At 43.2% G+C, this 19,053-nt stretch carries 20 protein-coding genes; 8 read left to right on the top strand and 12 right to left on the bottom strand.

The genetic code is table 11. The features are described from left to right. The 4 genes from IPP86_18465 to IPP86_18450 form a co-directional block, all read right to left on the bottom strand. Positions 1-237 (bottom strand): T9SS C-terminal target domain-containing protein (locus tag IPP86_18465; protein ID MBL0140485.1); only part of this gene is annotated, 237 nt, incomplete at its 3' end. Between the two features lie 42 nt (positions 238-279). Continuing rightward, a complete protein-coding gene (locus IPP86_18460; protein MBL0140484.1) occupies positions 280-447 on the bottom strand; it encodes a hypothetical protein in 168 nt (55 codons plus the stop codon). Then, positions 416-742, bottom strand: coding sequence for a hypothetical protein (locus IPP86_18455; protein MBL0140483.1), 327 nt, complete (start codon positions 740-742; stop codon positions 416-418). The genes IPP86_18460 and IPP86_18455 overlap by 32 nt, the downstream gene beginning before the upstream one ends. 98 nt (positions 743-840) lie before the next feature. Next, positions 841-1,239 carry a hypothetical protein gene (locus tag IPP86_18450; protein ID MBL0140482.1) on the bottom strand — a complete coding sequence of 133 codons (399 nt, stop codon included), beginning with the start codon at positions 1,237-1,239 and terminating at the stop codon, positions 841-843. A gap of 786 nt (positions 1,240-2,025) precedes the next feature. On the opposite strand from IPP86_18450, the gene IPP86_18445 reads away from it, so the two are divergent. Both IPP86_18445 and IPP86_18440 read left to right on the top strand, forming a co-directional pair. Next, positions 2,026-3,111, top strand: coding sequence for a hypothetical protein (locus IPP86_18445; protein MBL0140481.1), 1,086 nt, complete (start codon positions 2,026-2,028; stop codon positions 3,109-3,111). A gap of 137 nt (positions 3,112-3,248) precedes the next feature. Further along, positions 3,249-3,641, top strand: coding sequence for a T9SS type A sorting domain-containing protein (locus IPP86_18440; GenBank protein ID MBL0140480.1), 393 nt, complete (start codon positions 3,249-3,251; stop codon positions 3,639-3,641). Positions 3,642-4,437: 796 nt separating this feature from the next. On the opposite strand, the gene IPP86_18435 is transcribed toward IPP86_18440, so the two are convergent. From IPP86_18435 to IPP86_18400, 8 genes are all read right to left on the bottom strand, one after another. Continuing rightward, the gene (locus IPP86_18435; GenBank protein ID MBL0140479.1) at positions 4,438-4,800 is read right to left on the bottom strand and encodes a hypothetical protein; all 363 of its coding nucleotides are present in this window, start codon (positions 4,798-4,800) and stop codon (positions 4,438-4,440) included. Between the two features lie 230 nt (positions 4,801-5,030). After that, positions 5,031-5,714, bottom strand: a complete 684-nt coding sequence (locus IPP86_18430) for a hypothetical protein (protein MBL0140478.1) — start codon at positions 5,712-5,714, stop codon at positions 5,031-5,033. A gap of 294 nt (positions 5,715-6,008) precedes the next feature. After that, complete coding sequence (locus tag IPP86_18425) at positions 6,009-6,188, bottom strand: hypothetical protein (GenBank protein MBL0140477.1); 180 nt, start codon at positions 6,186-6,188, stop codon at positions 6,009-6,011. Continuing rightward, positions 6,167-6,553 (bottom strand): transposase, encoded by a 387-nt coding sequence (locus IPP86_18420; protein MBL0140476.1) that lies wholly within the window; start codon positions 6,551-6,553, stop codon positions 6,167-6,169. Before IPP86_18420 ends, IPP86_18425 begins: the two co-directional genes overlap by 22 nt. 75 nt (positions 6,554-6,628) lie before the next feature. After that, on the bottom strand, positions 6,629-6,847 hold the full coding sequence (locus IPP86_18415) for a transposase (protein ID MBL0140475.1): 219 nt from the start codon (positions 6,845-6,847) through the stop codon (positions 6,629-6,631). 20 nt (positions 6,848-6,867) lie between these two features. Further along, complete coding sequence (locus IPP86_18410; protein MBL0140474.1) at positions 6,868-7,116, bottom strand: transposase zinc-binding domain-containing protein; 249 nt, start codon at positions 7,114-7,116, stop codon at positions 6,868-6,870. After that, positions 7,097-7,780 (bottom strand): tyrosine-type recombinase/integrase, encoded by a 684-nt coding sequence (locus IPP86_18405; protein MBL0140473.1) that lies wholly within the window; start codon positions 7,778-7,780, stop codon positions 7,097-7,099. Before IPP86_18405 ends, IPP86_18410 begins: the two co-directional genes overlap by 20 nt. Before the next feature lie 26 nt (positions 7,781-7,806). After that, positions 7,807-8,040 carry a phage integrase N-terminal SAM-like domain-containing protein gene (locus IPP86_18400; GenBank protein ID MBL0140472.1) on the bottom strand — a complete coding sequence of 78 codons (234 nt, stop codon included), beginning with the start codon at positions 8,038-8,040 and terminating at the stop codon, positions 7,807-7,809. 636 nt (positions 8,041-8,676) lie between these two features. Between IPP86_18400 and IPP86_18395 the strand changes: the two genes are divergently transcribed. The 6 genes from IPP86_18395 (at position 8,677) to IPP86_18370 (ending at position 18,919) form a co-directional block, all read left to right on the top strand. Continuing rightward, positions 8,677-9,873 carry a DUF2062 domain-containing protein gene (locus tag IPP86_18395; GenBank protein MBL0140471.1) on the top strand — a complete coding sequence of 399 codons (1,197 nt, stop codon included), beginning with the start codon at positions 8,677-8,679 and terminating at the stop codon, positions 9,871-9,873. A 6-nt stretch (positions 9,874-9,879) separates the two neighbouring features. Then, positions 9,880-13,731 carry an MMPL family transporter gene (locus IPP86_18390; GenBank protein ID MBL0140470.1) on the top strand — a complete coding sequence of 1,284 codons (3,852 nt, stop codon included), beginning with the start codon at positions 9,880-9,882 and terminating at the stop codon, positions 13,729-13,731. Positions 13,732-14,060: 329 nt separating this feature from the next. Next, positions 14,061-15,584: an NAD(P)/FAD-dependent oxidoreductase gene (locus tag IPP86_18385; protein MBL0140469.1), complete on the top strand. Its 1,524-nt coding sequence runs from the start codon at positions 14,061-14,063 to the stop codon at positions 15,582-15,584. Next, positions 15,577-17,238: a peptidase C45 gene (locus IPP86_18380; GenBank protein ID MBL0140468.1), complete on the top strand. Its 1,662-nt coding sequence runs from the start codon at positions 15,577-15,579 to the stop codon at positions 17,236-17,238. The genes IPP86_18385 and IPP86_18380 overlap by 8 nt, the downstream gene beginning before the upstream one ends. 8 nt (positions 17,239-17,246) lie before the next feature. Continuing rightward, complete coding sequence (acpS, locus tag IPP86_18375; GenBank protein ID MBL0140467.1) at positions 17,247-17,624, top strand: holo-ACP synthase; 378 nt, start codon at positions 17,247-17,249, stop codon at positions 17,622-17,624. Next, complete coding sequence (locus tag IPP86_18370) at positions 17,621-18,919, top strand: AMP-binding protein (protein MBL0140466.1); 1,299 nt, start codon at positions 17,621-17,623, stop codon at positions 18,917-18,919. The genes acpS and IPP86_18370 overlap by 4 nt, the downstream gene beginning before the upstream one ends. Positions 18,920-19,053 lie beyond the last annotated feature (134 nt).

Here is a 19,053-nt window from a genome sequence, read left to right as displayed (position 1 = left end):
TGCACTCGAATATCCACCAAGAATATAACCGTCATTAGTCTGCTGTAATTCCTGTATCCATTCTTCTCCATTTGCCCATATCGTATTCTGCCATTCATCAATGCCATTCTTATCTACTTTCAACACAAAATAGTCGCGGTAATTACTGTGCTCGGTTTTGTCACCCGATATTGGCGATGACGAAAATCCACCCATGACAAAGCCACTATCTGCAGTTTGTTTATCGAAATCAAACATTCTTCATTATTTCTCCAATTGTATTTTGCCATTCAATATTTCCTAATGAATCGGTTTTACGATCCAGTAATCGGAATTTCCATGACGGTCTTCTGTTTTATCACCTGAAATTCCAGATTTTGACATTCCACCAAGAATATATCCACCATCAAATGTCTCAGGCACATTGTACAAATCTTCAAATTCGATCCGCCAATGGAATTTTGCCATTGTATATTTCTGATGAATCCAATTTCAAAATCCAATAGTCCCAATTGCCATTAGAGCTATCCGTTTTATCTCCTGAAATATCTGAATCAGATCTTCCTCCAAGAATATATCCTCCCTTTGTAGGTTCTATGAAGGCATGATATTCATCACCGCTTCCTCCGATTGTATTTTCCCAAATCACATTACCACTTTCATCCAATCGTATGATCCAGAAATCTAATCCACCCATGCTATTCTCACTTTTTATCTGCTGACTGAGAAGAGTTTGATGTTCCTGAAACGATATAATTCCCATCAGCAGTTTGTTCTATGTTTTGCATGTAGTCGGGACCTGCGCCGCCTAAAGTAGTTTGCCACTGAATGTTGAACAAGGAATCTGTCTTGATGATCCAGTTATCGGTACTTCCATGCTATTTTCTGTTTTTCTCCTGAAATATCAGAATCAGATTCTCCCGCTAAAATATATCCGCCATCACTTGTCTGTCTAACCCTGCGAAGTGCATCTGTACCTGCTCCGCCAAAGGTTTTTTGAGTGGTAATAGTTCCGGAAGAATCGATCTTTACAACCCAGAAATCTGAGGTTCCTCTGCTGTTTTCTGTTTTATCGCCACTGCTGTCGGAAACAGAACCGCCGCCAAGAATGTAGCCTCCATCCCGAGTTTGCTGTAATGAATAAAGAAAGTCACTACCTGAACCGCCAATCGTATTCTGCCATTCAATTGCAGGTGGAATTTGTTGTCCATGGGTTCGTGTAGAAATCAGAAAAAGCAGGAAGAGTATAATTTTTTTCATCAGAGAAAATTATGGTTAGATTAGAGAATATTCAGAGGTGCCATTAATAAGGAAAGGTGACTCAAAGTATCGCTTTTTCAAATACGTAAAACAAGAGTTTGACAGATATCAAAGAATCTACTGTAAATAGGGGTAAAAGTTGTTGTGAACCAAAATTGATCAATAAAAACAACCTGTTGAGCGGCAGGGTTTATGCAATTGTATTATTAGCTGATAGAGGGCCAAGTCCGCCGGTGCACGGGCTTGCGTTAAAGACTTGGCCCAGCGGGACACGACTGTATCAAACGTACAAAGTATCATATCGCAAGTATGGGCTGCATATTTGATCGAAACACACAAGATAGCCGAGAGCTGTATCAAAAAGCACAAGATGACTTAGCCCCGTAAAGAAAATAGGTCGGTAGCAAAACACTCCAGTGGACATTGGTTCCAAAGTGACGCCATGTATATCCGTTTCTCTCCAGTAAATTACAACCTCAAATTTGAAAGCTGAAAAGCACAGATCGGTGGATGAATATCGCACAGTTTAAGGGTAAAGGATTTAAAAAGAAATCCTTCGCAGCAGTCGGGTCCTTCTCAGCGGTGAGCTTTTAAAACAGGTTATTTCCTGCACAGCGGGTGTTCAGTGCAAGGGTGATTGTCAGTCATAATGCTGAATGAAGGTGAATGTGAACAAGGGATATTGACTTTCCAAATGTTTATTGCTTTGGGGTTTTTGAATGGGATTGACGGTTTTCTATGAAGGTCCGGTAAAATCATTATATTGGTCTTAAAATACCAATCCTGATGAAATCCATTTGTTTTTATCTTTTATTTTTATTCGGACTGCTGACTAAATGTTCAGCCACAAATGTTACCATCACTCAGTGTACTTTTTACACCTGTGATATTGTTTGGGATTCTGTTGCCAGGGGAATGGGTATGAATTCGAGTATTCAGCCTGAAACAATTCTGGATAACACAGGCTTTTTTGCAAATACGGATATTCTCATTTGTTCGGGTTTTGATGTTTTGTATAATGCCAACAGGATAAATAACATCAAACAATTTTTAGCCACAGGAAAAAGTGTTTACCTGCAAACTGAATACGATTGTGGCATATTCCAAAGTGATTCCGTTTATCAGGCAATGGTCACGGATATGGGTGGAACCTTCACAAGCGGTGGAATTATTTCCGGTACTCTCGCGCCTATGAATGTACTGGGTTCCATGGGTACTACTCCGAATTTGGTTCCAAACATTTCATATTTCTGGTATGGATGCAAGGGTATTACAGGATGCAATTATGTGGAACCTTTCCTCGAATACTTGGGAGATTATTTCGGATTCATCTTTTGTCCTCCCTTAAACGGATACGGCCGATTGATTACGACATCAGATCAGGACTGGGTCACGCAATATACATCTCTTCCTTTAATGGAAAATATTCTGGCCAATCTTGCATTGCCACCCTCAAATTGTGCCATTTCAACAACTCCTCTCAATCTGGGTAATGATACCATGCTTTGCAACGGACAATACATTCAGCTGGGGGGCAACATCAGTGCTTCCTCTTATTTGTGGTCCGACGGTCAAACTTCAAACGCGATACTCGTGAGTAGTCCGGGGACATATTGGCTTCAAATCAGCAATGGTTCATGCACACAGAGCGACACGATTCAGATTGGTTTTAGCAACTGTAACCAGGGGACTTCTTTCAGCACATCGGAACAGGTCTTGTGCGCGGAGAATTGTACTGATTTTACTGATCTTTCTACCAATAACCCTACAGGATGGTCCTGGTCATTTCCGGGTGGTAGTCCGGCTTCGTCTACTGCTCAAAATCCTGCTCATATCTGCTACAGTATACCCGAGTATATCCGGTTACGCTGATCACCAGCGGTACTAACGGCAATGATACACTAACAATTGATTCACTGATTACGATTTATGCTGTCCCGCCACAACCGATCCTTACTGTTCTTGGAGATACGCTCATTGCTACCGGTGGGAGCACTTATCAATGGTTTATGGATGGACATATAATTCCGGGAGCTACAGATTCGTTTTATATTGCTACTCAGGTTGCGTCTTATTCGGTGGAAATTTCAAATGCATCGGGCTGCATCAACAGTTCAACGCATGTGATTACAGCTGTTTTGGAAAACAATGCTGAAACCAACATAACCCTTTATCCGAATCCTGCCAACGGGGAATTGTACATATCTGATTTGCCGGTAGTGGCGGGGATGAAAATGGAGTTGGGATTGTATAATGCGATCGGACAAGCGATTTTATTACAACATTCAGATTCGTTCTCATTGATACTGGATACGCATTCTTTGGCGGATGGCGTTTATTTCGTGCACATCGTTCTCGGTGAAAAATCTGTCGTGAAGCGGGTTGTGATTTTGCACCCATAACATACCAACGTATTTCGCAATTACAAAATGTGTTAAGGAAATCACAGGAATATTTTTTTTTCGATAATCCTTTTGTGCAGTTTTAATTCGTGCTTAATAATTCAAATCAGGGTTTGTCTGCAGTATGGAATATTTTGGAAGCTACTGATATGGAAGCAATAAATAAGGAATGAGCAATGCGAATCTTGTTAACCGTCTGCCGGGTTTATTCGCTCTCCAATATGGCTTTTAGCAATATTTGAAATTGGACAATTTTGAGTAAGAGTTTACCTTTATACTTTTCGATATTTATTTACTTTTCTAGTCTTTCAGGTTGGAATTTTGGAGACTTGTGGTGAAGTGTGGATTAGAGATTGAAAAAGAACGGGTGTGTTTAATGTAATTGCCGGTTGTAAATGACAATCAACAGAGAAAAGATCGTTTTTATTGAAATATTCCGGACAGAGATGTACGACAAGCGTACCTTGAAATAAGGAAGAGCATTCAGCCAGTGCACTGGCTTTCGTTAAAGATTTAGCCTGGTGTGGTCGCCTACCTCTCAGATATCCATTCGCCCGAAAAACTCCGGAGGAGTGAAAGTATTGTAGAAAAGATGTGCGGGAAATGGTTAGAGGATACACCGCCGGTTTAAATTGAATCGCAGCAGATCGGATTTCCGGATGCAGCATGCATTGCGTACTTTGAGATATAGTAGAGGGCCAAGTCTCCGGCGCTCAGGCTCGCGTTAAAGACTTGGCCCAGCGGGAAAATCAAGGGTCCTTTTGATAATTGACTCAGTTCAAATGAGAGTATCTACCTAATCAAGTAAAATAAATCTCCATGATTTGGGATCACGGATCAACTGCTCTTTGCAAACAGGGCAAGGTTTATTGTTGTTTTTTATATTAGTGCTATCATGTTGCCATCTAATTAATGTGTTTGGGTCTGCATTGCCGCAATTCTTGCATTTTATTTCGTAATCAATTTTAATTCCGTCTTCGATTCTGTCGTCAACAAAATCATCAGTTTTACCCTCTATTATCCATTCAGTTATTTCTGTGACATTTTTGCAGGCAAAACAAGAGTAAGAAGATGAACCATAGGCAAATCCGCCTCCATATTCTGAAGTAAAAACTTTATAACCGCAGTTATTACATATAAAATCAGCTTTCTTTCCCATTGTTATTTTTTTTAATTTTAGTCAAGGCTATATTTGATTAACTATAATTATTTGTCACATGCAAAAAAATCATAGGATAAGCCAATTCTAAGACTGATTATGCATGCAAAAGAGGTTGGATTTAGAAGCACTAGCGTTCGTTAACGTTTAGCCTTGCTGCCGAGCACGCCGTTCTCTTGAATCGAAGATAGCACTTTCTTTGCTTGGCAGCAAGGCGGTGTTACAAGCGGCTATTCTTTTTTATCCCACAATTCAAGCATCGCTCTCAAATCGTAATACTCTTCAGAATATGCTCCGTCAAGCGTCCCGAACTTATTATTAAATTCTATAAAATATTGTCTTGCTAATTTGTTACCCGAGATTGCCGAAATAAATAATTTGTTTGCAAGTTCCATCTTGCTTTCATCTAGTCCTGGTTTGGCAGTTTCGAATTCTTTTAAAACAATTTTAATTTCGTCTCCAGTGTATTTCCTTAAATTTCTATTGACTTCATTCTTTCTAAAAACATTTTGTCCACTGAAATATATTTTCTCTGTTGCCCAAATCGTATTGCGGTACTTAAAATTATTTCCTGTTGGCAAGTTCTGAAGTTCTTCTACAAGTAAAGTGTCTTTTTGAACTTTGAGTTGACACGTCATCACAGCACCCCAAAAGTCAATAATTGTATCCTGTCCGCAAACAGAAAGAACAAACTCAGAATAATTTGTCGGTTTACTGCCTTCATTTTTAAAACCACATAAAGCAATTGTCTTGCCGTTGCTAAGGTGAAAAGTTGTGTCTGCTTTTGTTACGTCATGTTGGCTTTTAGCGCAGTCACACGAATTTATTTTTGTCTGCGCGAAAATAGAAATCCAAGTTAATAAGGTAAGTATTGTCATTAAACAATGTCGCATCATTATAGTCGCTTGTAACATTTCAGGATTTTATCCGCAATTTAGCAAAATACCTGATTTGAAAGAATGACGTTGGATTAATTGCGGATAGAATCTCGTTGAACGAAACCGCCTGAGTAGCAGCCTTATTCCCTATGTACTTTCAATGTTTCAGATGAAGGGAAAATATGTTAAAATACATTTTATTTTGGGTAAATTAATTAATTATTCGCTTGCATGGGCTTGCTTTAAGCTTTATTTGTTTTGAAAAACACATGGCAAGCCTCTGCGGCCGCGGCCGCAATAGAATAATCATTAATTTGTTCAAAGAACGATTCACCTGATGAGCCCTGGCGGTGAACGGAGACTTTTAAACGTGCGGTGCAACTCCATCGTTCCGTTTTTACAAACAGGACAATGGGATACATCAATCGTATAGGCCAGCAGTAATACGGCTTTCCAGTCAAGTCCCGCGAATTTGGATTTGGGAGGAATTAACCCGGTGGCTTTTTGCATTGGTGTCGCATCGTCTTTCGGATGCGCGATGCGAAAATTCCATAGTAACGGATTTTGCAAAAGCCTTTCGGAAGTACATGCAGCAGGAAACGACGGATAAATTCTTCTCCGCTTAACTTCATTGTGCCTTTTGCTCCCTGATTTTTGTAGTCTTTCCAACGAAAACTCACCTGTCCATCTTCTACGCTCAGGATCCGGCTATTGTCGATGGCCACGCGATGGGTGTACCGTGCCAGGTAATTCACAATTGCCGCGGAGTTCCTGAACGGTTTTTTCGCATAGACAACCCATGGTTTTTGATATAGGGTGTTGAGCAGTTGCTTAAAACTTTCCTTTTGTTTTAAGGGTTTTATCTCCCCCTTCAAATTTCAGCTCACCGGTCTGGTATGCGGCTTTAAGCAGCGAAAGGAATTTACCCTTAAACAATGCAGAGATGACCTTTACCGGAAGAAAAAACTTTTCCTTGAAGCTTTCCAGGATTGCGCTACTTCACTCCAACCACCGGCGGGAACGAGTGTATGCAGGTGCGGATGCTCCATCAGATTCTGTCCCCAGGTGTGCAGCACGGCCACCATCCCGGTGAGCGCATGCAGATACTTTTGATCCTTTGCCAGGGTGAGCAAACTTTCCGAGGCGGCTTTAAAGAGGATATTGTACACACATTTCTGATTGACCAGACTCAGCCGGTTGAGCTCGGAGGGAAGCGTAAATACAATATGAAAATAGCGTACCGGTAATAGATGTGAACTGAGGCGGTCAACCCATTGGATCTTTTTAATCCCTGACACCGGGGGCAATGCCTGTTACGACAGGAATTGTAAAACACCCGTGTGTGACCGCAGCTGTTACAGATGTCTACATGACCGCCCAATGCGGCGGTACGACATTGCTGGAGTGCAAACATTGTTTTACGTTGTTGCACCGGCAATTTGTGCGCATGCCTGTACTGCTCTCCAAATAAAGAGAACACTTCTCCGACAGTGGCTGCAGGAACTGGAACAGATTCCATGACCCACAGGATTAAAGCGAAAGAGTATCGAGCGGACTTTTACCGCATCCACCGAGTATTGCTGAACATGCAAATAACCACTCGTTGTTTTCAGCGAGCTGTGTCCGAGCAATTGCTGAATGATTGGCAGTGAAACGCCCTGTTCCATCAAGTGCGTGGCAAAACTATGGCGCAGGGTATGAAAGCTGGCCGCCTTTTTTATTCCGGCTTTCTGGAGCGAATGTTTAAAAATCAATTGTGCTGTTCGGTCAGCCATGGCTTTTCCGGGACGCGTTTCAAAAAGCCAGACTCCCGGACGGTAACGGTTCCAATACTCCCGGAGCATCTTCAATGCTAGGGGTGATAAAATTGTATACCGGTCTTTGTCACCTTTTGATTGCACCACACGCACCATCATGCGCGCGGAATCAATATCGCTGAGCTTTAAACTCTTTACCTCATGCAATCGCAATCCGGCCGAGTAGGTGAGCATCAGCACAGCACGGTGTTTTATGTTCTCCGTCACCTGAATAATCCTGCTGACCTCATCTCTCGATAAAATTACCGGCAGTTTTTTCTCCCGTGGCGCACGGGGGTAAATCAAGTGGGTCCCACTGCCTTCGCAACACATCACAATATAAAATCTTCAGGGCGCTCACCATCTGGTTCATCCAGGACCTGCTGCATTTTTTCGGCGACCGTCTGATGTAAATACGTCCGGATCTGTTCCACAGAAAGTAAATCCGGCGAGGTGTTAAAATGTTTGCTCAGTTGTAGAAGATGGAAAATGTAAACTTTAATGGTCAGGGGACTGAAGCCCTTCAACTCCATCTGCTGAATCATGTTGTTCCGTAATGTGCTCATGATAGTATGTTTTTAAATTAGACATACTACTAAGTTCGGAACTAAAAAATAATTAAGCGTTTGGAAGACTACCGCCACAGGCGGTTTAGTTCAACGTTCAGGTTTACGCAATCAGTTACGTATACATTCTGGATTTGTATTGCTTTACGCAATAAATATAACTTTTGATGATTCTATGATTAGTCATTATTCTTTCAAAAACCGTAAAGGGCATTGTATTCAAATTATAAAATATTCAATAATTATTCAGCACAATTTAATCCCAATTTATTCCCTTTCCAAAATTAAAATAAGGGGGAGGAACCCGGAAGTTTTTTCTAACCCCTTAGCAACCTAGCCCCGGCCGAAAGGAGGTACGACTGGAGGACGGGAAGGGCGGGGGCTACGGAGAGGGGGCTTTCGCTCCGATTTTTATTCGCGCAAAGTTCGCAGAGAATTAGCGCAAAGGGCGCAAAGGTGAGTCGTTTCGAGGTTTGTTAATTTGGCGTATCTTTAATCTTTGGAATTGCCTCCTTACCCGGAACTTTCAGAGGATTATTTATTGGGCAATTGGATTGTATATTGTTGATAGACAATATGATGCGATTTGTCGGCAATTCATTGAATCAAATTGGGTTTTGAGGTGTTAATGAGATTATGTCGAATTCAAGTCCATATCGGGAGCGGTTTGATGCACTGAAAATTTGTGTGTTGATCCCGACTTATAACAATGCCGCTTCACTCGCAGGAGTGATCCGGGAGGTGCTGGACTTTACGCCGAATGTAATCGTGGTGAATGACGGGTCGACGGACGGGACGAGAGAGGTGCTGGATGGTTTCCGTGATCTGAACTGTATTCATTTTCATGAGAACGTCGGCAAGGGCTGGGCTTTGCGAAAGGGTTTTGAAGCGGCTGTGGATGCGGGTTATCGTTATGTGATCACACTGGATTCTGACGGACAACATCGCGCGAAAGATTTACCGACATTTCTCGATGAGATTGAAAAGCGTCCGGATGCGATCATCATCGGCGCGCGCAACATGCAGCAAACTGATGTGCCGGGGAAAAGCAGCTTCGGACATAAGTTTTCTAATTTCTGGTTTCGTGTGGAAACGGGTATCAATGCGCCGGATACGCAAAGTGGTTACAGACTTTATCCTGTGCAATTGCTCAAAGACATCCGCTGGTTCACAAAAAAATATGAGTTTGAAATAGAAGTCCTCGTGCGCTCTGCATGGAAAGGAATCGCGATTCATTTTGTGGGTATCGATGTGTATTATCCTCCTGCCGAAAAACGCGTCACACATTTCCGGCCCTTTCAGGATTTCTCACGCATCAGTGTGCTCAATACTTTCCTGGTGATCGCCGCTTTTCTTTATATCAAACCCAGGGATTTTATCCGCGGTTTGTTCGACAAACAAAAAGTAAAAACATTCTTTGATGAACATGTGCACAGTCCGCACCAGAGTACAGGACTAAAAGCCATGTCTGTCGCCTTCGGAGTTTTCATGGGCATTATTCCCATCTGGGGTTTTCAGCTGGTGTGCGCGATTTTTCTCGCGATACTTTTTCGTCTGAACAAAGCCATCGTGATCGTCGCCGCCAACATCAGCATCCCGCCGATGATTCCCGTGATCATTTTCCTGAGTTATAAAATGGGACATTTTGTTCTCGGTGAAAGAGCCGTGGATATGGCTTTCACTTCCGACATTACGCTTGATTCCATCAAACTGCACGGAGAACAATACATTGTGGGAAGTATCCTGCTGGCTTTTGTCGCCGCCGCTGTTTTGGGAATACTTTCTTATCTTCTCATCAAAATTTTTAAACGTAGCACTCACCTGGCCGGATAGAATTTCATGGGAAAGATTTTTATCGCTCTGTATAATTTCTTTGAGAGGCAACGCGCAATCTATTTCGCGACATTGCTGCTCATCATTGGTGGCGCGGCATTTTTTGCTTCACGCATCCATCTCGAAGAGGATATTTCCAAAGCGCTTCCCAAAGACAAAAAAATAGAAAAGCTGAACGAGGTTTTTCAGAATTCGAAATTCCTCGACAAACTCGCGATCTCGGTTTCGCTTACTGACACCAACGCCGCTGCTGATCCCGACAGTCTGGTTGCATTCGCCACGCGACTGAACAGCGCGATGGAAGCGCAATTGCAGCCGTATATCAAAAAGATCACTTTCCGTATCGATGATCAACTGGTGCTGGACATGTTCCAGACTATTCGTGATCATCTGCCGGTTTTTCTGGAAGAAAGAGATTACCTGCATTTCGACAGCATCATTCAACCCGCAGCGCTTCGTTCTACACTCGAGCAGGATTTTCGCACGCTGACTTCTCCAGCCGGAATGGTGCTGAAGGACATCATCAGTCATGATCCTGTCGGTATCACCGTTCCCGCGATGAAGAAGCTTCAGGCTTTGCAGGTGGATGAAAATTTTGAGCTTTACGACAATTGTATTGTAACAAAGGATCACAAAACATTGGTGCTTTTTGTCACGCCAAAATATCCTCCCGCGAATACAAAGATGAATGCTCCGCTCATCAGTGGTGTCAATTCCATCATTACGGAATTGAGCAGCGAGAGCGGAGGAAGGGTTCGTGCAAGGTATTTCGGAGCATCCGCTGTCTCGGGAGGCAACGCGACGCAACTGCGACGTGATTCGATTTTCACGCAGGGTGTCACTGTTGTTTTTCTGATTCTTTTTATCGGAATCTATTTCCGCAAGAAACGCGCGCCTTTGCTGGTATTGCTTCCGGTTGCATTCGGGGCTTTGTTTTCGCTTTCCTGTATTTATTTTTTGAAAGGAGAAATTTCTGTCATCGCGCTTGGAACAGGTTCAGTGGTCTTCGGGATCGCGGTAAACTATTCGCTGCATCTTTTCAATCACTACCGTCACCGCCGCGATATCCGCGAAGTACTGCATGATCTGGCGATGCCCCTGACAGTCGGAAGTTTCACGACGATTGGCGGATTTCTTTGTCTGCAGTTTGTGAAATCGGAAATGCTCCGGGATCTGGGATTATTCACGGCTTTTAGTCTGATCGGTGCTTCTTTGTTTACGCTGATTTTCCTGCCACATCTTGTCGTCTCGAAAAAAGATACCGTTTACAAAGAACCCAAACACAGCTGGATCGATAAGGTGAGTGCTTTTGGTCTGCACCACAACAGGATTCTGGTTTTGTGTATCGTGTTGCTCACGATTGTCTTTGGATATACTGCTAAGAACGTAGGCTTCGAAGCCGACATGATGAAGATGAATTACATGTCGGATTCGCTTCGTGAAGCGGAAGCGGAGTTCAATCGTTTGAATGCCTTCGCGCTGCAATCGGTTTATCTCGTGACGGAAGGAAAGGATCTCAACCACGCGCTTGCGGAGAATGAAAAAGTAGTGGGCAGGATCAACAAATTGCAGGAGCTGGGTGTGGTGAAGAAATTCTCCGGTGTTTCATCGCTGCTGATTTCGGATTCGCTGCAACAGGTGCGTCTCAACAAATGGAACAGTTACTGGACAGCGGAGAAAAAACAACAATTGCTTTCGCTGCTTGATCAGCAGGGAGCGGAACTAAAGTTCAGCGCTTCGGCTTTCATGCCATTCAAAGCCTTGCTCAATGCGGATTACAAAGCTCTGGATGTACATCAGCTGGGTGAGATCCGGAAAAATTTCCTCGATGATTTTATCAGCGAAAATCCTGATAAGGCGACTGTAGTCGACATGCTCAAAGTTGTTCCGGGGAAAAAGGAAGAAGTGTACAAAGCATTTGAAAATGATCCCGGTCTGACCATCATCGACAAACAATACCTCACCGGACGTTTTGTGGAGATCATTCAATCTGATTTTACACAAATCGCTTTGCTCACTTCGATCATGGTCTTCATCGTCTTGTTGCTGACCTATGGAAGAATTGAACTGGCTTTGGTTTCTTTTATTCCGATGTTCATCACCTGGATCTGGATACTCGGGATCATGGGAATTTTCGGGATCCAGTTCAACATCATCAATATCATTCTTTCCGCTTTGATTTTTGGTTTGGGTGATGATTACAGTCTGTTCATCATGGACGGACTCCTGCAGGAATACAAAACCGGCAAGAAAAATCTGACCTCTTATAAATCATCGATTCTTTTGTCGGCAATTACGACAGTTGTAGGATTGGGTGTTCTGATCTTCGCGAAACATCCGGCATTGAAATCCATCGCGATCATTTCAATCATCGGGATGTTGTGTGTGGTCTTGATTTCGTTTATTCTGATTCCTTTTCTTTTTAATCAGCTCATCACGAAGCGCACTAAGGCAGGAAAATTCCCGTGGACTGCGAGGGGATTTTTATTGTCGGCTTTCGCTTTCTCATATTTTGTTTTCGGAAGTATTCTGCTGACGATGCTTGGATTTTTACTTGTAAAAATCTGGCCTTTTGGAAAAGAGAGAGGCAAACACATTTACCATTGGTTCATGGCGAAGTTTACCTGGTCGCTCATGTACATCATGGGAAATGTGAAAAAGAAAATCATCAATCCGCTTGGAGAGAATTTCGACAAACCGGCGGTGATCATTTGCAATCATCAGAGTTTTCTCGACATTTTATCGACGGTGATGTTGTCGCCAAAGGTTGTCCTGCTGACAAATAGTTGGGTCTGGAACTCGCCGGTCTTCGGTGCGGCGGTAAGGATGGCGGATTATTATCCGGTGATGGAAGGAGCGGAGGACAGCATTCAGCATCTGGCGGACAGGGTGAAGGAAGGATATTCGATTGTTGTGTTTCCGGAGGGGACGCGATCACAGGATGGGGTGATCAAGCGTTTTCATAAGGGAGCGTTTTATCTGGCGGAGAAACTGGAGCTGGATATTTTACCGATCATTATTCATGGGACAGGGTATACGATGACGAAGAACGACTTCCTTCTTAAGGATGGGAGGATTACGTTGAAGTTTTTGCCACGAATAGCACGAATGAGCACGAATTTGGGGGGGACTTATTCGGAGAGGGCGAAATTGGTAGGGAGGTATTTCAGGGAGGAATTCAGGAAACTGAGTGAGGAGATTGAGGGTCCGGAGTATTTCAGGGAGCAACTGGTGTACAATTATCTGTATAAAGGTCCGGTGCTGGAGTGGTACATGAAAGTAAAACTCAGGCTGGAAGGCTATTACAGGATGTTTCACGAGCATGTACCGAAGAAGGGAAAAATACTCGATATTGGATGCGGATACGGGTTCATGACATACATGCTGAAGTATCTGTCTCCTGAGCGTGAGATCATGGGGATTGATTATGATGAAGAAAAAACGGATCTGGCGCAGCATGTGTACAGTCGTAAATCCGGAATTGAGTTCGCGCATGCGGACATATTGAATTTCGAATTCGGAAAGTACGATGGAATCATCATCGCGGATGTATTGCATTATTTACAACCGGAGCAACAGAAGGAAACGATCATCAAATGTTTCAACAGTCTGAATCCCGGAGGCACGCTCATCATCCGCGACGGCAATGCAGAACTTGAGAAGCGTCATAAAGGAACAAAGCTGACAGAATTCTTCTCAACGAAAGTATTTTCATTTAACAAGACGAGCAGAGAAGGTTTGTCTTTCCTCTCGGCCAGTATGATTCGCGATCTTGCATCGCAGTATAATCTGGCAATGGAGGAACTTGACAATACGAGGTTGACTTCGAATGTGGTGTTTGTGTTACACAGTGCTTAGTGGTTAGTGCTTAGTGCTTAAAAGGTGGTGCTTAGTGCTTTGTGCTTGGAATGCTGGGGGTATTGGGAGTCTAAGCATTACGAAAGGGTAAGGAATAATTTGTATTTAATTTATATCATCAACAATACTATAACACTAAGAACACAAGGATTTCACAAAGGTCACTTAGTAAAATTTCATTTTACTCTTGATGCATTTTGTGAACTTTGATAGTTAAAAAAATGAAAATATTAAAAAGGAATAGAGAATTTCTAAACCTTCCCGCACTAACCACTAAGCACCAAGCACGAAGCACTACATTCTAAGCACCACCTTCTAACCACCAAACAATGCATCCCGCCAATAAAAAATACGACATCCTAATCACCGGCAGCGGCATGGGCGGGCTGGTGTGCGGGGCTATATTGGCGAAGGAAGGGTATAAGGTTTGTGTGCTGGAGAAGAACAAACAGTTGGGAGGTTGTTTGCAGACATACTCGCGTGACAAAGTGATCTTTGATTCGGGTGTGCATTATATGGGAGGACTGGATCCCGGGCAGAATCTTTACCAGATTTTTAAATATCTCGGTCTGATCGGTAAATTGAAATTGCAGCGGATGGAGAATGATCATTTTGACAAAATCATTTTCGAAGACGATCCGAATGAATACTGGCTCGCGCAGGGTTATGATAATTTTATTGAAAAATTACTCGTTCATTTTCCTGAAGAAGAAAAAGGTATTCGTGAATACTGTGACAAGATCAAAGAGATATGCTCAAAATTTCCGCTTTATAATTTACGTACCGGAGAATTTTATAACGAGAAAGCGGGAGTGCTGGAGATCGATACCAAGGGTTATATTGAATCGGTGGTGACGAATCCGCGTTTGCGTGAGGTTCTTGCCGGGAATAATGCATTGTATGCCGGAATGCCCAACAAGACTCCTTTTTATGTGCATGCTTTAATTCTGAACAGCTATATCGAGAGTAGCTGGAAATGTGTAGACGGAGGCTCTCAGATTGCCCGTCTGCTTGGCAGATCTATCCGGGAAAATGGCGGAGAATTGTTCAGGAATATTGAAGTGAAAAAATTTGTTGAAGAAGAGGGAAAGATCGTGTACGTTGAACTTTCCGATGGGAGCAGGGTGTACGCCGATCATTTTATTTCCAATCTGCATCCAACCAAAACCATGGAGATGACGGAGTCGGAGGTAATTAAAAAAGCTTACCGCAACCGGATGAAAAGTCTGGAGAATTCGATCTCTTCTTTTACGATCAATATTGTATTTAAGAAAAATACATTCAAATATTTCAATTACAATTATTACTGTCATCAATTCGGTTCAGTTTGGGATGGAATGAATTATACAGAAGAAAACTGGCCAAGAGGTTATGCGTTGTTCATGCATGCGTATTCACGTTCCATAGAATACGCGGAAGGCATGAGCATACTGACTTACATGCATTACTCGGATGTGGAGAAATGGGCGGATACTTTTAATACTACTTCCAATGAGACGAGTCGTGGGGAGGATTACGAAGCATTTAAAATCCGCAAGGCGGAGAAGCTGCTCGATAAAGTTGAAAGCAAATTCCCGGGATTCCGTGACAACATCAAATCCTATTATGTAGCGACACCGCTTTCGTATCGTGATTATATCGGGAATGATGACGGGTCATTGTATGGAGTTGCTAAAGATTATCTGAATCCACTGAAGACATTCATATCTCCGCGGACAAAACTACCCAATTTGTATCTCACCGGACAAAACCTGAACCTGCACGGCGTGCTGGGAACAGCGGTGAGTGGTTTGATAACCAGTTCGATTTTTATCCCGATTGAAGAACTCGTGAAGCGTATCAAAGATGCATAAGAAGAAATGGTATAGAAGATGGTGGTTTTATGTCCTTGCGGGAATTGTTCTTCTGCTGGGATCGGGAATCATTTATCTCTATTGTGTCGCCATTGTTTATCCACCCGAGATCGCGGATAAAAGCGCTTTGCAATTGCAGCGTGTGGAAGTGAGTCCGGGATTTTACACCATCGGCAACAACTGGTTTCGCAAAAGCAAGAGTGGTTTGTTTGAGATGTATACGGAAGGGAAACCTTTTGAACGCGGCGTGATCAACGGGAAACTGAGCAGAGAACTGGTGGTGCGACAGGAGGATCATTTCAATGCGCAGATCCGGAAAATGATTCCGTCGGATTTCTATCTGAATTTCCTGAAATATTTTGTAGCCTGGTTCAACAGACATCTTGCTGAAAATGTAACGGAAGAAGACAAAGAAGAAATATACGGAATCTCGGAGTCGGCTTCGGATCAGTACCAATACATCGGATCTAACTACCAGCGTATACTAAATTATCACGCCGCTCACGATATTGGTCATGCATTGCAGAGTATGGCTTTGGTGGGATGTACTTCTTTCGCTACCTGGGGACCAAAATCTGAAGGCGGCACACTGATCGCCGGAAGGAATTTTGATTTTTATGTTGGCGATGCCTTTGCACAGGATAAAATTGTCGCGTTTGAAAAACCTGATCAGGGATACAAATTTATGACAGTCACCTGGGGCGGATTTATCGGGGCAGTTTCCGGGATGAATGAAAAAGGTCTGGCTGTGACCATTAACGCGGCGAAGTCGGGGATACCTTCAGGATCCGCGACACCGGTTTCACTGGTCGCACGCGAGATTTTGCAATACGCGAAAAATATCAGCGAGGCGTATGCCATCGCGGGTAAACGGAAAATGTTTGTCTCGGAATCCTTCCTGATTTCATCGGCTGAGGATCACAAAGCTGTGATTTTGGAGAAGACGCCCGATTCACTTGGGATGTATGATCCACAAAAGGATTTTATCATTTGCGCAAACCATTTTCAAAGTGATCAGCTGAAAGGTTCTTTGCCCAACAAATTGCAGATGGAAGAAAGCGCCTCACCTTATCGTTACGAAAGAGTGCAGGAATTGCTGAATGCTGTGGATACGAATACAGTCGAGAAAACTGTTGCTTTGCTGCGTGATCAGCGCGGACTGATGAATGCCGACCTCGGGATGGGCAATGAAAAAGCGGTGAATCAGTTGATCGCGCATCATTCCATTGTTTTTGAGCCGGAGAAACGACTGGTGTGGGTATCAACCGCGCCCTGGCAATTGGGCCCTTATGTCGCTTATGATCTCAACAAGATCTTCTCCATGCATGGTTTACAAACGGATCATGAATTGGTGGTGGATAGTCTGAGCATTCCGGCGGACACATTTTTAGCGACAAATGCTTATCGGAATTTTGTGCTTTTCCGTAATCTGAAAATGCGGATGATGGATGGAATGAGTGTGGATCCTGACAGTCTGGTTTTGCTGAATCCATCCTATTATCATGCTTATGTTCTGGCGGGAGATTATCTTTTCAAAAAGAAGGAATTTGTCAATGCCCGGAATTTTTATGAGCAGGCTTTGAAACGTGAAATTGCGACGAAGAAGGAAGAGAATTATATTCGTGCACAGATAGAGTTGTGTAGGAAAAAATAAAGGCGGATATGATATTTGGTACAGGCATCGATGTAATAGAGGTGGAGCGGGTGAGAGACCGTATTGCTTCGGGAAATGGTTTCCGGGAGTATGTTTTCTCCGCGCGCGAAATCGAATATTGTGAAACGAAAGCCAACAAGTACGAACATTACGCGGCACGTTTTGCAGCCAAAGAAGCTTTTCTGAAAGCATTGGGAACAGGCTGGACAAGCAATACATTTTTTCATGAAATTGAAGTTGAACAAGTAGGCTTTGTGCGTCCTGAAATCAGACTCTATGGAAAAACACTGGAAACATACAATCGTGTGAATCCCGGAAAGATTTCTCTTTCTTTGTCACATCTGAAAAGCATCGCGACAGCAATTGTCATTATTGAACAGGCATGAACTATTCTACGGAAACATCTTTTTTACCTGCTGCGGAAATCAGAAAGATCCAGGAACAAAAATTCCTCGAAACATTTGATTATGTGCGTGAGCATTCTCCTTTTTATAAAGAATTGTTTCGATCCAAAAATATTGCTGTTGATCAGATTCGTTCGCTTGCTGATTTGTCAAAATTACCCACCACATCCAAGACAGACATGCAGCATTGGAACTGGGATTTTCTGTGTGTGCAGAGAGAGAAGATTGTGGAATACACTTCCACATCTGGAACACTGGGAAGTCCGGTTACTGTTGCTTTGACCAGCAATGACCTGGAGCGTCTTGCATTTAATGAGTATGGTTCATTTTTGTGTGCCGATGGAAGCGCGAAAGATATATATCAGCTGTTGCTCACTCTTGACAGACAATTCATGGCCGGGATCGCGTATTACGCGGGATTGCGTAAGCTTGGTGCAGGCATTATACGTCTTGGTCCGGGTGCGCCGGCGATGCAATGGGAGAATATCAAACGACTGAATCCGACTGCAGTGGTAGGCGTGCCTTCCATGCTTTTAAAACTGATCGAGTTCGCGAATGAAATTGGTCTCGATATCAATTCTTCCTCTGTGAAGAAAGCGATTTGTATCGGTGAGAATATCCGCAATCCGGATTTTTCTCTTAACAAACTCGGCGCGAAGATTCAGTTGGCATGGAACATACAGTTATATTCCACATACGCTTCTACAGAAATGCAAACGGCTTTCACCGAATGCAAAGCCGGCAAGGGCGGACATTTGCAACCCGATCTGATTCTCGTTGAATTGCTGGATGAAGATGGAAATCCAGTCGCTGAAGGTGAAGAAGGAGAAGTGACCATCACGACTTTGGGAGTAGAAGGCATGCCTTTGTTGCGATACAAAACAGGGGATGTCTGCATCGCGCATACGGAGCCCTGTTCCTGCGGAAGAAATTCCATGCGTTTGTCTCCGGTGTTGGGCAGAAAACAACAGATGATCAAACTGAAAGGAACGACGATGTATCCTCCCGCTTTGTTTGATCTGTTGAATGGAATGGAAGAGATCAAAGATTATGTCGCTGAAGTTTTTTCAAACGATATCGATACGGATGAAGTGGTGCTGCATATTTGTCCGGTTCACATGGGACAGGAACTCACGCAAAAAATCCGCGCCGATCTTCAATCGCGACTCCGTGTTATTCCACAGATCCGCTATGTGAGTGAAGATGAAATTCGTGCTTTGCAGTTCCCGGATGGAAGCAGGAAGGCGGTGAAGTTTAGGGATCACAGGCGTAGGTAGTGGTTAGTTGTTAGTGCTTAGTGGTTGGTGCTTGGTGGTTGGTGCTTAGTGGTTAGTGGTTAGTGGTTGGTTGTTAGTGGTTGGTGGTTGGTTTTTAAAGACTTTTTTAATTGGATGCCAGGAGTTATCCTTGC

The sequence above is a fragment of the Bacteroidota bacterium genome, from assembly GCA_016720935.1.
In the GTDB taxonomy this organism is placed as follows: domain Bacteria; phylum Bacteroidota; class Bacteroidia; order AKYH767-A; family 2013-40CM-41-45; genus JADKJP01.
The sequence above is the reverse complement of the archived record's forward strand: the minus strand, read 5'-3'. Positions and strand labels throughout refer to the sequence as shown.

What these genes read in the sequence shown, in the direction of transcription:
- IPP86_18440 (MBL0140480.1), top strand. Translation starts at nt 3,249, where the DNA reads ATGGATGGACATATAATTCCGGGAGCTACAGATTCGTTTTATATTGCT.
- IPP86_18380 (MBL0140468.1), top strand. Translation starts at nt 15,577, where the DNA reads ATGCATAAGAAGAAATGGTATAGAAGATGGTGGTTTTATGTCCTTGCG.
- IPP86_18450 (MBL0140482.1), bottom strand. Translation starts at nt 1,239, where the DNA reads ATGAAAAAAATTATACTCTTCCTGCTTTTTCTGATTTCTACACGAACC.
- IPP86_18385 (MBL0140469.1), top strand. Translation starts at nt 14,061, where the DNA reads ATGCATCCCGCCAATAAAAAATACGACATCCTAATCACCGGCAGCGGC.
- IPP86_18425 (MBL0140477.1), bottom strand. Translation starts at nt 6,188, where the DNA reads ATGCAAAAAGCCACCGGGTTAATTCCTCCCAAATCCAAATTCGCGGGA.
- IPP86_18400 (MBL0140472.1), bottom strand. Translation starts at nt 8,040, where the DNA reads ATGAGCACATTACGGAACAACATGATTCAGCAGATGGAGTTGAAGGGC.
- IPP86_18395 (MBL0140471.1), top strand. Translation starts at nt 8,677, where the DNA reads ATGTCGAATTCAAGTCCATATCGGGAGCGGTTTGATGCACTGAAAATT.
- IPP86_18455 (MBL0140483.1), bottom strand. Translation starts at nt 742, where the DNA reads ATGGGAATTATATCGTTTCAGGAACATCAAACTCTTCTCAGTCAGCAG.
- IPP86_18445 (MBL0140481.1), top strand. Translation starts at nt 2,026, where the DNA reads ATGAAATCCATTTGTTTTTATCTTTTATTTTTATTCGGACTGCTGACT.
- IPP86_18460 (MBL0140484.1), bottom strand. Translation starts at nt 447, where the DNA reads ATGGCAAAATTCCATTGGCGGATCGAATTTGAAGATTTGTACAATGTG.
- IPP86_18370 (MBL0140466.1), top strand. Translation starts at nt 17,621, where the DNA reads ATGAACTATTCTACGGAAACATCTTTTTTACCTGCTGCGGAAATCAGA.
- acpS (MBL0140467.1), top strand. Translation starts at nt 17,247, where the DNA reads ATGATATTTGGTACAGGCATCGATGTAATAGAGGTGGAGCGGGTGAGA.
- IPP86_18390 (MBL0140470.1), top strand. Translation starts at nt 9,880, where the DNA reads ATGGGAAAGATTTTTATCGCTCTGTATAATTTCTTTGAGAGGCAACGC.
- IPP86_18435 (MBL0140479.1), bottom strand. Translation starts at nt 4,800, where the DNA reads ATGGGAAAGAAAGCTGATTTTATATGTAATAACTGCGGTTATAAAGTT.
- IPP86_18430 (MBL0140478.1), bottom strand. Translation starts at nt 5,714, where the DNA reads ATGTTACAAGCGACTATAATGATGCGACATTGTTTAATGACAATACTT.